This window comes from Nibribacter ruber (genome assembly GCF_009913235.1).
Lineage (GTDB): Bacteria > Bacteroidota > Bacteroidia > Cytophagales > Hymenobacteraceae > Nibribacter > Nibribacter ruber.
In genome coordinates this window covers 1,119,549-1,133,239 of the sequence record NZ_CP047897.1, presented here as the reverse complement: position 1 = coordinate 1,133,239, position 13,691 = coordinate 1,119,549, and the positions used below count along the sequence as shown (strand labels likewise).

9 protein-coding genes are annotated in these 13,691 nt (G+C 51.6%); 3 read left to right on the top strand and 6 right to left on the bottom strand.

Annotation, left to right across the window (positions count from 1 at the left end; all coding sequences use genetic code 11):
- Positions 1-2 precede the first annotated feature (2 nt).
- Complete coding sequence (locus GU926_RS04775) at positions 3-380, bottom strand: response regulator (protein WP_160689529.1); 378 nt, start codon at positions 378-380, stop codon at positions 3-5.
- A gap of 2 nt (positions 381-382) precedes the next feature.
- Positions 383-5,647, bottom strand: a complete 5,265-nt coding sequence (locus GU926_RS04770) for a PAS domain S-box protein (protein WP_160689527.1) — start codon at positions 5,645-5,647, stop codon at positions 383-385.
- 167 nt (positions 5,648-5,814) lie between these two features.
- Here GU926_RS04770 and GU926_RS04765 point away from each other — a divergent pair, with 167 nt between their 5' ends.
- Together GU926_RS04765 and miaA are read left to right on the top strand one after the other, a co-directional pair.
- Complete coding sequence (locus GU926_RS04765) at positions 5,815-6,897, top strand: glycosyltransferase (protein ID WP_160689525.1); 1,083 nt, start codon at positions 5,815-5,817, stop codon at positions 6,895-6,897.
- Positions 6,894-7,814, top strand: a complete 921-nt coding sequence (gene miaA / locus GU926_RS04760; protein ID WP_160689523.1) for a tRNA (adenosine(37)-N6)-dimethylallyltransferase MiaA — start codon at positions 6,894-6,896, stop codon at positions 7,812-7,814. The genes GU926_RS04765 and miaA overlap by 4 nt, the downstream gene beginning before the upstream one ends.
- A 180-nt stretch (positions 7,815-7,994) precedes the next feature.
- Here the strand turns inward: miaA and pfkA are convergent, their stop codons facing one another.
- Positions 7,995-8,966 (bottom strand): 6-phosphofructokinase, encoded by a 972-nt coding sequence (pfkA, locus tag GU926_RS04755; RefSeq protein ID WP_160689521.1) that lies wholly within the window; start codon positions 8,964-8,966, stop codon positions 7,995-7,997.
- A 278-nt stretch (positions 8,967-9,244) separates the two neighbouring features.
- On the opposite strand from pfkA, the gene GU926_RS04750 reads away from it, so the two are divergent.
- Positions 9,245-9,676, top strand: a complete 432-nt coding sequence (locus GU926_RS04750; RefSeq protein ID WP_160689519.1) for a tellurite resistance TerB family protein — start codon at positions 9,245-9,247, stop codon at positions 9,674-9,676.
- 77 nt (positions 9,677-9,753) lie between these two features.
- On the opposite strand, the gene GU926_RS04745 is transcribed toward GU926_RS04750, so the two are convergent.
- The 3 genes from GU926_RS04745 to GU926_RS04735 form a co-directional block, all read right to left on the bottom strand.
- A complete protein-coding gene (locus GU926_RS04745) occupies positions 9,754-10,401 on the bottom strand; it encodes a hypothetical protein (RefSeq protein WP_160689517.1) in 648 nt (215 codons plus the stop codon).
- A gap of 90 nt (positions 10,402-10,491) precedes the next feature.
- Positions 10,492-12,249: an SLC13 family permease gene (locus GU926_RS04740; protein WP_160689515.1), complete on the bottom strand. Its 1,758-nt coding sequence runs from the start codon at positions 12,247-12,249 to the stop codon at positions 10,492-10,494.
- Between the two features lie 160 nt (positions 12,250-12,409).
- On the bottom strand, positions 12,410-13,603 hold the full coding sequence (locus GU926_RS04735) for an aspartate aminotransferase family protein (RefSeq protein WP_160689513.1): 1,194 nt from the start codon (positions 13,601-13,603) through the stop codon (positions 12,410-12,412).
- Positions 13,604-13,691: the final 88 nt, after the last annotated feature.

Here is a 13,691-nt window from a genome sequence, read left to right as displayed (position 1 = left end):
CGCTATTTCACGTACTCTTTTACGGTTTGCACCAACATGTCAAAATCCAAAGGTTTTGGCAGGTAGGCGTTGATGCCTGCTTGTTTGAATTCCTCCAGGGTGTAGTTGTTGGCGTTACCAGTCACAGCAATGATAGGAATGTTGGCCACCTCTGGATTGGAGGAAGTGCGGATCTCTTTGGTACATTCCATCCCGTCCTTCACGGGTATGTTCAAGTCCATGAGAATGGCGTCAATTTTCTCCTCATTAATTCTTTTGATCACCTCCCCGCCGTTCTTGGCCGAAAGCACCTTGTAGTTCTGCAACTCCAGGATCTTCTTGGTAAGGTTCAGAATCACAGAGCTATCCTCTGCAATAAGTATGGTTTTTGAATCAGCCATGGTTAGTTTGGTAAGATTATATTACGATAGTGAGCTCTAAAATTAGCAAAACTAGATTCTAAATCAGCATACGCAGTGGCCACATCACTCATTTCTCCCTTCCGGATGTTGTGCTCCAGGGTTTTGGCAATGGACGTGATGGTCATTAAACCCAACGTAGAGGCTGTTCCCTTAATCTGATGCAGTGTACTTAAAATGGCCTCGTAATGTTGTGCCTCTACCTCGTTTTTAGCTTCCTGCAGCAGGTGGGTAGTTTCCTCTTCAAAATCAACGTATAACTGAAGGGCAAAATCAACGCCGCCAATGCTGCGCAGCTGCTCCACCACAGACAGGTCTACCAGTTGCTGATCCTCTTTTTCTTTTGGCGCTGTAGCCTGCGGGATGAAGGTACGGGTGCTGTCTGCCATGGCCATATTTTTCTGGCGCCAGGTATTGATCCGGTCTGCCAGATCTGTGCTTCTCACAGGTTTAGAGATATAATCATCTAGACCTTCACTTATGAACTTCTCTGCCTCACCCTTCATGGAATAAGCGGTCATGGCCACAATGGGCGGACAGTTTTCTCCCAGCAATCGCTTTAATTCTTTGGTAGCGGTAACCCCGTCCATCTCCGGCATTTGAATGTCCATGAAGATGATCTCATATTGGTTCTGGGTCGCTTTTTCTATGGCTTCAAACCCGTTGGAGGCTACATCTGGCGTACAGCCCAAACGCTCCAGAAGCTTGATGGCCACTTTCTGGTTGATCTGGTTGTCATCTACCAGCAACACCACCGGAGCAGGGTCAAATCTGTCAATGGTCTCCGTTTCCTTGGCCAGTTGTAATTGCTCATTAATCTGTTCCTCATTCTCTGCCAGGCGACATTGGATGGTGAACCAGAAGGTGCTTCCCTGTCCAGGCTCTGACTCCACGCCAATCTCACCGCCCAGCAACTCACTCAATTGCTTGGAAATGGCCAGTCCCAACCCTGTACCGCCAAAGGTCTTTGTGGAGGAGTTGTCCAGCTGCGTGAAGTTGGTGAACAGAATCTGTATGTCTTCCTCAGAAATGCCAATACCAGAGTCCCGCACTCTGAACTCCAACAAATGCTGGTCATTCTTTACTTCTAACTGGGCCACTTCTACGCTTACCCGGCCTTCATTGGTGAACTTGATGGCGTTGGAGGTGAGGTTAGAGAGAATCTGCAACAGGCGGGTTTCATCAGTGACAATGTACCGAGGCGTGTCTTTAGAAATAAAATAGGTAAACTCCAGGTCTTTCTGCTGGGCCCGATTGGCAAACAAGGAATGAATCTTATCTAATGTATAGTGTAAGTCTATGCCCGATTCATTCACCTCCATCTTACCGGCCTGTATTTTGGAAAGGTCCAGGATGTCGTTCAAAATGTCCAGCAAGGCGTCTGAGGACTTGCGCAGAGTGTCAATGTAGTCAATCTGTTCCTCAGTGGAGGCGGTATGGTAGAGCAGGTCTATCATGCCAATGATTCCGTTCATGGGCGTGCGTAGCTCATGGCTCATGTTGGCCAGAAACTGGTTTTTTACCTGCAGGGAGTTTTCTGCCAGTTCTTTGGCCCGTATCAGCTCGCGTTGGGTGTTCTTGAGTTCAGTGATGTCACGGCAGACGCCTTCAATGGCAATGGCCTCGCCCTCCAGGTTGGTGATGAGGCGCGAGTTAATCAACACCTCAATCTCACCTTCGTCCTTTGTGCGCAATGCGGTTTCAAAGTTGCGCACTTTGCGTTGGGTGTAGAGGGCGTTCAGGAGTTGGTCACGGTCCTGCGGATGGATGTACAGGTCGCTCACGTTCATGCCTACGGCTTCTGATTGCGTGAAGCCCAGCAGGTCCTGTACCGAGGGGCTCAGCAACTGGAATTCGCCGCCAATGCCCGTCTTGTAGTACATATCCTGAAATGACTCAAAGATGCTCCGGAACTTCTCCTCGTTCTCAGCCAGGGCCAGTTGGGAGATTTTCTTGTCGGTGATGTCTAGGGCAATGGCAGACACATCTTCAAAACTGCCGTCTTCCAAATAGATAGGGTTCAACAGAATCTCCAGCCATTCGCTGTGCTGGTCAGTGGACTTGAGCTCCAGTTCAAACTGCCGGGCATGGCCTGAAAATGCCAGGTCATACGAACTCTTCATTAAGGCATAGTCTTCGCCGGCAATGTAAGGCTGCACCATGTCTGCTAGCAGCATGCCCACTTCTGGCGAGTCTGAGCCCCAGTTCTGGACGGCGCTGGAGAAGTTCTGGTTGAAGGACGTGAGTTTGTACTGCCGGTTCACCGACCACATCAAATGCGTGCCGCTCTCAAAGATAGCCTTGAGTCTGGCATTCTGAATGTTAATCTGCTCTTCATTGCGTTTCCGTTCAATGGCCAAGGCCACCTGGTTGGAGATGAAGTGCAGAATCTCAATGTCGGTTTGGACGTACGCCTCCGGGTTTTTGTAATCCCGCACGGCAATTACGCCAATGATGCGTTCGCCAATGGACAGCGGCGAAAAGAGCATGACCTCTGGAATGACGCCGTTGATGGATAGCTTGCCTTCTGCCTCCAACTGCATGAAATCATCTTTGGTGGCGTACAGCGGCTTGCCCGTTTTGATGATGTACTCGGTCATTCCAGAAGAGAAAGGCCGCGAGGTAGACTCTGCCGGCAAGTCTGAGAGCTGGTCTACGTAGTACACAAAGTCAATCAAATGCTTGGTGTCATCATACAGCGCAATGAAGAAGTTGTGCGTCTCAATGATCTTGCTCAGCTCCCGGTGAATGGCGCTGTACAATGAGGGTAAGTCTTTGGAACTGATGGCCAGGTTGGCGATGGAGTAGTACACCTTCTGCAGACGCTCGGCCTTGATGCGGTCAGTAATGTCATGGAGAATGGCGCGGGTGGCTATGGGCTTTCCGTCCTGCCAGCTGCAGTTGATACTACCAATCAAGTGAATGGGCTTGCCGCTCTTAGTAAGGAAAACGGTCTCTATCTTGTTCACATTCTCGCCCTTGTACAGGTTGCGCAGCTGGTAGATGAGCTTGGCCTTGTAGTAGGGGTGGACAATGTCGGTGAGGGTAAGGTTTTCAATATCATAATCGTTGTAGCCCAATTTCTCTTTCCAGGCCCGGTTTACGAAGATGAATTTATTGTCAGTGGAGATGTTCTGGATCAAGTCATGGGCGTTGTCAAACAAGTCCTGCAGCCTGATCTTGTTGTCCTTGAGGGCTTCCATGGCGATGCGCTTATCGGTCATGTCCTTGCCCACGGCGGTAATTCCCGTCACTTTACCTTCGGCATCCATCTCAAACATGATGTTCCAGCGCAGGATTTTAACGGAATGCGACTTGGTTACCAGGTCCCACTCATAATAGCTGCGCAACGACTGCGTATGCAGGGCCTTCTGAATCTCCTGCACGCGGCTGGGCCGCTCATGCTCAGACACGAAGAGCTCATAGTAGTTCTGCCCCACCACTTCTTCGCGCTTATAGCCCGTGTACTGTAGAAAATAGTCATTCACGTACAGCACGCGCAGGTCCAGGTCCAGACTGATGTAGGCGAGATTCACTTGGCTCAGGAAAGACCGGAACTGAAGCATAGACTCGCGCAGCACTTCCTGCTTGCGCAAAAGGGCCTGGGCCTCTTTGCGCTGGGTAATGTCCCGCACAATGCATTGCACAAAAGAAACGCCCTCCAGCTGGATGGCACTAAAGCTGATTTCGCTGTCTATGTTGTTGCCGTCTGTGCGTTCCAGGCGCCATTCCACGGTTTGCGGGTTGCCGGCCAGTAATGTTTCATCAATCATGTGCAAGGACTTCTCCAGAGAGGAGCTGCCGTCTGCCTGCAAAGCTGGTGAGAAATCTGCCAGACGCTTGCCAATGATGTCTTGCTTGTCACAATCCAGCAGCATGGTCGCCTGAAAATTACAGTCGGCTATTTGAGAGTTGTTGAGCAGGAAGATGGCGTCATTGGAAGACTCAAATAAGGTTTTGTACTTGCCTTCGGAGTAATGCAGTTCCTGGCGCAGCTCAAACCTGGACAGAAACGAGTTTAGCTCAAACCCCACCTGGTTCACAAACTCAGTGAGGGTGCTGGTCATGTGCTTGGCATCGTCCACCAATAAAATGATGGCAGCCACGTAGCCTTTATCTGTACTGATGGGCAAGGCTACCACTTCCCGCTTTTTGAAAAGGTGCTGAAAGTTGCGCGAGATGCTCAGGATGGACCTGTTCTTACGCTTGTTTTCCAACTGGGACAGAAACTCGGGCTTGAGGGCCAGCACACTCTGTTCCTGCAGTAAAAAAGAGGCTTCTCCTTTGCTTTTCACCAACTGCACCATGCGTGAAGTGGGCTGGTACACATACACGCCGCCGCCCATGATATGGGGCCGTTTTAAAAAGGCGTCCAGGGCGGTTGCCAGAATATCATCGGCTGCTTTCAGGTCAGAGAGGGCGGGCACCAGATGAGCCATGAATTCCTGCTGGTCCAGGCGTTGCTTGCCAGACTCCTGCCACTGGCGCTTGTCTTCCATGGGTTTGGCCGTGCCCAGCACAACTTCCTGCCCAAAATACTTGCCGCACCTAAAGGAAAGCAGGGTGGGGTGCAGGATGTCATGGCTGTCTTTAAACCACCAGTCAAATTTGATGCTCTTGCCCTCACAGGCTTGTTGAATGCGTTTTTTGAACGCTATCTTCTCTGAAGGGTTCAGGTCAAAGGCTTCAAACACGGTATGCCCGGTCAGTTCTTCTTTGGTAGACTGCACCAGGCCCAGCGCCTCTTTATTGATGTCTATGAAAACGCCTTTTTTGTCCAGAATGAACATGGGCTCGTTGCTGTCCTCAAAAATGCTGCGGTAGCTGGACTCAGAGGCAAACATATCGCCTACGGGCATCACCTCGGCAGAGGCTGACCGGACGGCAATGTACAGCAGTTCATGCCCGTCCTGGTGCACCAGGCTGGATTTGAAATACAAAAGTCCGTTGCCTACTGCCTTTGCATTTGACTGGAGAAAGCCGCTGATGTTCTTGCGGGTACGCAACTGCCGAAGGTTCTTCTCAAACTGGGGCAGGTACTTTTCTTCCAACAGGTCTTTGATGTTCATGCCCGCCGGAAATGCTTCTCCTTCAAAGAAGACCTCACTTGCCTGTGCATTAAGAGCCAGCACTTTTCCCTGGGGCGTGCAGACAAACATCATTTTTCTACTGCCGCTCACATGCTCAGCCAAATCAATGAGGTGCTCTGCTGCCTTCACCATGGAGCTTCCTTCTGCAGACGTCTTCATAAAAGTCATAATCAAAAAACAATTGGCCCAAGGGGGTATACAAAACTCTTCGGGACTTGTTTAGAAAACGTGTAATTTAGCATTTTAAAGCCAGATAATTGGCAAGTTGTCTTTGATTCTCAAGGGAAAGAGGCCAGAGGAATTTAGGTGCCGTTTTCCTGCCCCACATGCCTGAAAAGATCCTTTTTACGGTTACCACAGACTTGCGCCATGACCAGCGCATGCAGCGCATTGCCACTACTTTGGCGCAGGCGGGGTGCCAGGTGACCCTGGTGGGTAGAAAACTGCCCAACTCCCAGCCGCTGCCATCTGCGCCCTACGGCCAACACCGGCTTTCCTGCGTCTTCCATAAGGGACCGTTGTTTTACTTGGAGTTCAACCTACGTCTCTTTTTCTGGATTTTGCGTGCACCGGTGGATATTCTGGGCATAGTTGACGCAGACACGGCCCTGTCCGGAGTGCTGGCTGCTAAAGTAAGACGTCTGAAAGTAACCTATGATGCCCACGAACTCTTCCCTCAAATGCCCGAGGTAGTCAACCGCCCCTTGGTCAAAAAAATCTGGTCCTGGTGTGAACGGTTGGCCTTCAAAGGAGCAGACCAAACCTACACGGTAAGCGCCTCGCTGGCCGAGTATTTTCAAAACCAATACCAACGTCCCGTGGCCGTGGTGCGCAACATGCCGTTTCAGGTAGAGATGCTTCCTATGCCGCAGCAACCGCCATATTTTATATACCAGGGTGCCTTGAACGTTGGCCGCGGTCTGGAATGCCTGCTGCACGCCCTGCAGGGCACAGAAGCCAGGCTTATGATCTGCGGCACCGGTCCTTTAGAACAAGAGTTGAAGAACCTGGCCAAACAGCTACAGGTAGAAGACAGGGTGCAGTTCATGGGCAACGTGCCGCCAGAGCAGTTAATTATGCTCACGCAACAGGCCATTGCCGGTATTATGCTTCTGGAACAGACTGGATTGAGTTACTATTACTCCCTGGCCAATAAGTTTTTTGATTACGTGCAGGCAGGTATTCCGCAGGTGTGCGTGAATTTTCCAGAATACAGGGCCTTGAACCAGGTGCATGAAGTAGCGCTGTTAGTGGATTTGGAAGTACAGCAGGTGAGGGAAGCGTTGCAACGATTGTTACTGGACCAACCCCACTATGCCCGCATGCAACACGCCTGTCTGCAGGCGCGCCAAAACTGGAACTGGTCTATTGAAAGCCAGCGCCTGCTACAGATATATGCCCAATTATGAAGAGAGATGCGTTTTTAGTGGTAGTAGTAGGCCCAACGGCCGTGGGTAAAACTGACCTGTGCGTGCAGTTGGCGCAGCAGTTTCACACGCATGTACTGTCTATGGACTCTCGGCAGTTTTTTAAAGAATTGAGCATAGGTACGGCCAAACCCACTGCGCAAGAACAGCAGGGCGTGCCTCATCATTTCATAGACTCGCATTCCATTGCAGAGGAATACAACGCCGGTGCTTTTGAGCAGGATGCCCTCACTCTACTAGATTCCTTGTTTCAGGAGCACCAGGTAGTGATTGCCACGGGCGGTTCTGGTTTGTATGTGCGTGCGCTGTGCGAAGGATTGGATGAAATGCCCGACGTAACACCAGGCGTACGAGAGACCTTAATCACCCGGCTGGAGCAGGAGGGATTGGCCTCTCTCAGCCAACAACTCCAGGAACTGGATCCCGTGTATGCGCAGCAAGTAGACCTGCACAATCCGCAGCGGGTCATGCGCGCCCTGGAAGTATGCCTGAGCAGTGGCCAGCCGTATTCCTCGTTCCGGACCCAGTCCAGCCAGAAGGCCCGCCCTTTTACCACCATTAAAATTGGCCTTACCAGAGACCGCGAGCAACTGTACCAACGCATTGACCAGCGCATGGACCTCATGTTGGAACAAGGCCTGCTAGACGAAGTGAAAAGCGTCTTGCCCTACCAGCATCACCAGGCTTTGCAGACCGTGGGCTACACAGAACTCTTCGATTACCTAGCTGGCACCTATGATTATGAAGAAGCTGTGAGGTTACTAAAACGAAATAGCCGCCGGTACGCCAAGAGACAGCTCACCTGGTTTAGAAGAGACCCGGAGATTACCTGGTTTCACCCCGAGCAACGGCAGGAAATACTGGCTTTCCTTCAGGAAAGAATGCACCAGAAAAATTAGCAAGCCATTGGATTTTGTTATGAAGAAGGCCCGCCGTTTTAAGCTTGTTTCCTGAGAAAATGGCTAAAAACGGTGACAGGCCAAGATTCCTTTCAAAGCAGACCGCCTCGTTTTTGGGTTATTTTCTAGAAAATAACCCAAAAACGAGGCGGTACTACCTCACAGCAGGAGTGAGGCTTTCTACACGCTCAATACCTGCACTAGTTTCAGGAAGCTCTCGCTGATGGGCTTCTTCTTGGTGATGGTATCATGGAAAGGCGTGTAGACAATCTCTCCGTTCATGACGCCTACCATCTCATTGGTGCGGCCGGCAATTAGACCTTCAACGGCGGCCATGCCCATCTGACTGCTTAAAAGGCGGTCGGCGGCGGTTGGAGCGCCGCCCCGCTGCACGTGGCCTATGATGGTTACTTTGGCGTCCATTTGCGGCAGGGCTTCTTTTACCTTGGCAGCAATCTCGGTGGCGCCGCCTTCGTCGTCGCCCTCAGCCACAATGATGATGAACGAAGTCTTGGACCGGCGCCAGCCCTGCTGCAGGGTTTCAATCACTTCGGCCATGGATGTGGTGGTCTCTGGAATCATGACCATTTCGGCGCCGCCGCCAATGGCGCAGGGCAGGGCAATGTAGCCAGAGTCGCGGCCCATCACCTCCACAAAGAACACCCGCTCGTGGCTGTCGGCGGTGTCGCGTATCTTGTCAATGGCGTCTAGAGCGGTGTTCACGGCGGTGTCATACCCAATGGTGTAGTCCGTCCCGAAAAGGTCGTTGTCAATGGTGCCGGGACAACCAATCACTGGAATGCCGTATTCCTGGTGAAAGACCTCGGCGCCCGTGAAGGTCCCGTTTCCGCCAATGGCCACAATGCCCTCAATCCCGAACTTGGAAATCTGGTCAAAGGCTTTTTTGCGGCCCTCTGCCGTCTGGAACTCTGGGCTGCGCGCCGATTTAAGGATGGTGCCTCCCTTTTGAATGATATTGCTCACGGAATGCGAGAAAAGCCGGTAGATCTCTCCCTGGATCATGCCGTTGTAGCCTCTGCCAATGCCGTACACTTCTAACTTATGATATACTGCGGTGCGCACCACGGCGCGTATGCAGGCATTCATGCCCGGGGCATCTCCCCCAGACGTAAATACTCCTATTTTTTTCATAATTACTCTTATACTCCAGACCAAATTACGGGAATGTACCACAATTCACAAGATGCTGCCGGCCAATCTCTCTACCCAGGGTGTACGGCGGCACCTAGTAATAGGGGAGTAGCATTAGCTAGTCTTCAGTATTTGTCACAAATGCCTATAATTTTGGCAGTTTTTCAGGAAAACAGCACCGTTTTTTTTAGAAACTCGTAAATTATCAGGCGATAGTGTCTGACCCTAAGACCTACGTTCTCAGGCAAAAAAATACCTACCTAAAGCAAAAGTGACCTATGTTTTCACTATTTGAGAGTGAGGAGACCAAGCGGCTCAAGAGTCATATCATCAATCTGGGAGCTCTGGCCAAAATTGATGGGCACATTGACTCGGCTGAGATGGACCATATCATCTCCATTGGCGAGCGCAAAGGCATGCGCGCCCAGGAAGTGCGTACCCTTTTGTCTGACAGTTCCAAGGTGAAACTCACCATGCCCAACAATGACATGGACCGGTTTGACCAAATCTATGACCTGGTGGAAATGATGCTAGCTGATGGGATTGTAGACGACCATGAGATGGAATTCTGTATTGACATGGCCATGAAAATGGGCTTCAGGAAGGCAGTGGTGGGGGTCTTGATCAAGAAGATTACCACAGGCGTAAAAGACGGCTTAGGCCGCGAAGAAATCAAAGAAGAAGCCATCAATTTCCTGGAACTGCAGTAGTATCTAACTACGCCTGCCAATCATTTTGAGGTCATTGCCTAGAACAACCTGCCTTGCCAGCATCACCTTTCTTAGTTTTAGAATCCTGCAGCTTTGTAGGGCGATTTTCTGAACGTCCCTTTTCGCCATTGGTAAAGCGTGGTGTTCTCATCCTCTAGTACCAGAAATCCATCTGCGGTGGCTTGCGCCGATGTTCCCTTGCCAGATTTATCCTGAGTTTGCTGCTCTTGCGGTAGGCACAAAACCCAAGGGCTTATACCTTCACCATCCAATTTCACCAGTGGGCGCTGGTCCAACAAGACTTCTTTGAAGGCTTCGTCTGGCCCGGTGCTAATGAAGGCATACAGAAAAACCGAGTCCCGCTCCATCAACTGCGCTACGTAGTCTAACTGGTTATCTTGGTTGAGGTCTGTCTGTAAAAAGTAGGGGCCTTGCTGATCTTGAGTAAGCCGGGTTATGTCTTTAGGGCGAAGTTCCGGGAGCTGCCATAGGCCATGGGTTTGATCCAGGTAAACCTCCAGGGTGGGCGGCAGTTGCTGTTTCGGGTCTTCTGGAAGAGCGGTTGGGGCCTGGGTGCCGTCCTGCCTGGTGTTGTTAGCCGAGTCAATAGTTTCGTCCAACTGTAACGTGTCTGGTCCGGTGGAGACAAGCCCCGCTTCCGTCGCCTCTTTGGGCTGGCAACTTGCCATCAAAAGCAACATCAGATACAAGGGAAACCATCTCATAAGATAACCACTTACGCAACCCAACTAGCACTGTTGGCGGGTTAAGCCGTTTTTGGCTTCTTTTAGCGAAAACAGCCCAAAAACGATCGGTTACAAGGGCCAGAATGTGGGTACCAATACTAAAATGATGGCCATGAGAATAAGCGTGAGGCCGGAGCCAATCTTTAAAAAGTCGCTGAACTTGTATTTGCCGGGGCTGTAGACCAAAATGCAGGAGGGCTCAAATGGCGTAATCAATGACACAGAGGCAGACAGCATAATGGCAATGGCAAACGTGCGCGGGTTGGCGTCTAATTGAATAGCCGTCTGCAAGGCCACCGGCAGCACCACCAGGGCCGCCGCCGCATTGGACATGGGCTGGGTTAAGAACACCGTGAGCACAATGAATCCGCCTAGAATCACCACCAGCCCGAACGGTTCTAGTAGGTGCACAATCCACTCTGCCAGGAATTTGTCTGCGCCGGTGTTTTGCATGGCCATCCCGAAGGCCGTCATGCCGCCAATCAACACCAGCAGCCGCCAGTCAATGACCTGGTAGGCGCGGTCTGTGGAAATGCATTTGAACAACACGGCCAACACCGCCGCACTCATAAAGCTCACAGAAAGCGGCAACAGGCCCAGACTCCCCACAATGATGGACAGCACAAAGAAACCCAGCGTTAAAAGACCTTTTCGGCCTTTGAAGAGAATGGGCTTGAACTCATCTAGTACGGCCAGGTGTTGGTTGGTCTTCAGGAACTCCAAACGGTCACTGGTGCCCTGCACCAACAGCATGTCGCCCAGCTGTAGTTGAATGTCGCCAATTTTAGTCCTGATGGTTTCGTTCTGCCGGGACACCGCCAGCACCACCAACCCAAACCTGCGTAGGAAATCAGACTCGCGCACGGTGCGTTTGATGATGTCAGACTTGCCCGTGATCAGGATCTCTGCCAGCCGCACATCGCCGCCCACCAGGTCATCCTCTATAATCACATCGGCTACAATCTCAATGCCCTTGGTTTCCTTAACCTTCATCAAATCATCAATCTCGCCTTCAACCAGCAGCACATCGCGTTCCCGTATGCGGGTGCGGTAGTCTGGCAGAAAGTTTTCCTTGGCCCTGATGATGTTTAGAATCCGGAAGCCCATTTTTGACAGGTCTGAGGTGAACGCCACCTGGCCAATCAGGGGCGAGTCTGGCATGATCATCACCTCAGTGAGGTAGGTTTTGATGTTGTATTTGGAGGTGAGGCCCTGTGACACGCCCTTGGGGAGCATGCGTTTGCCAATGGTCATCATGTACACAATGCCCACCACGAAGATGATGAGGCCAATGCCCGAGAACTCAAAGAACCCGAAGGGTTCATAGCCGGCCTTGGTCATGTACCCGCTCACAGCCACGTTGGTAGAAGTCCCGATCAAAGTACAGGTACCGCCCAGAATGGACGCGTACGCCAGCGGCATGAGAAACTTAGAGCTGCTGGTGTGCATTTTCTTGGCCACGCCCACAATGGGCGTCACAAACAGCGCCGTGACGGTGGTGTTGTTCATGAACGCAGACACTATGCCCGGTATCACCATGATGAACAGCAGGAGGGAGTTGGGGTTATGGCCCACCTTGCGCATGAGCCAGTTGACCAGAAAATCCAGTACGCCGGTGTCTTCCAGCGCCGCACTCAGCACGAAGATGGAAGCCAGGATGATGATGAAATCACTGCTGAAACCGTCAAAGGCCTGTTCTGGGGTGATGATTTTGGCACTGGTGAGCGCAATGAGCAAGAGCAGCGTGATCACGTCTACTGACAACTTCTCAGTGGCAAACAAAATAATAGCCACCAAAAGCAGAATCAAGACGAAGGCAATCTCCATAAGGGCAGCGCAGTTTAATCTAGGGTAAGATAAAGAATTGAGAGGGATTCACCGACGGAACTAGGGGATACTTCAATTCGTGTGTTGTACTCTTACCGGCTAGAAAAGGTTAGCACCCGCTGAAGATTTGCCGTTTTTGCCTTCTTTTCCAGAAAATAGCCTAAAAACGGCAATGCTCATCAATGGCCTCCAGCAGAATGTCGCAGGCCTGGTCAATCTCTTCAAACGTGATGGTCAAAGGCGGGGCCAGGCGCATGGAATTGTCGCAGAACAAGAACCAGTCCGTTAGAACACCCTTTAAGATGGCCGTGTCAATGACTTTCTTCAAGACCTCAAAAGACTCCATCTCGGCGGCCATCATCAAACCCAGGTTCCGGATGCTCTTGATGGCCGGGTGGGCCAACCGTTGCTTGAAGCGCTCGGCCTTGGCTGTCACTTGCTCCAGCAGGCCTTCTTCCTGAATAATCTGCAAGGTGGCCAGTGAAGCCGCGCAGGAAACCGGGTGCCCGCCAAAGGTGGTGATGTGGCCCAGCATGGGATCATTCTTGAAGCTATGCATGATTTCCTGCCTGGAAATGAACGCCCCAATGGGCATGCCGCCGCCCATACCCTTGGCACAGGTGAGAATGTCTGGCACAATGCCAAACTGTTCAAACGCCCAAAACGTACCGGTCCGGCCAAATCCGCATTGAATCTCATCCAGCACTAGCAAGGCTCCCACTTTCGTGCACCGGGCCCGCAGCGCCTGCATGTAGGCTTTGCTGGGAACGCGCACGCCGGCCTCGCCCTGCACTGTTTCTAAAATGACGGCTGCCGTTCTTCGGGTGATTTTCTCCAAGTCTGGCAGATGGTTGTGCTCAAGGTGATTGACGTCGGGTAGCAAGGGCCTGAACGACCGTTTGAAACTCTCCGCCCCGTTCAAGGAAAGCGATCCCTGCGTGGAGCCGTGGTAGGCCTTGTCAAAGGCAATCAGCTCTGTCCGGCCAGTAAACCGCTTGGCTAGTTTCATGGCTCCTTCTATCGCCTCGCTCCCCGAAGACACAAAATACACGTTGTCTAATCCCGCTGGCAAGGTCTGCGCCAGCGCGTGCGCCAACCGGGCTGGCGGGGTCTGCACAATCTCACCGTACACCATCAAGTGCAGGTATTTGTCTAACTGGCCTTGTATTGCAGAAATGACTTTAGGATGCCGATGCCCCACATTGCTCACGCCAATGCCTGAAATCAGATCCAAGTACCGCTCCCCATTGGGCCCGTACATAAACACGCCCTCGGCCCGCTCTACTTCTAACAATAACGGGAAGTCTGTGGTTTGGGCCTGGTGTTGCAGAAAGAGTTGACGGGCAGAAAGCATAGGATTCAATTTAAGTCGCAAAGATAGGGGATTTCACCGCGAGTCCTGAAACCTGCGTCAGGTGTGTGCAACCTTGGAAATACGTTTT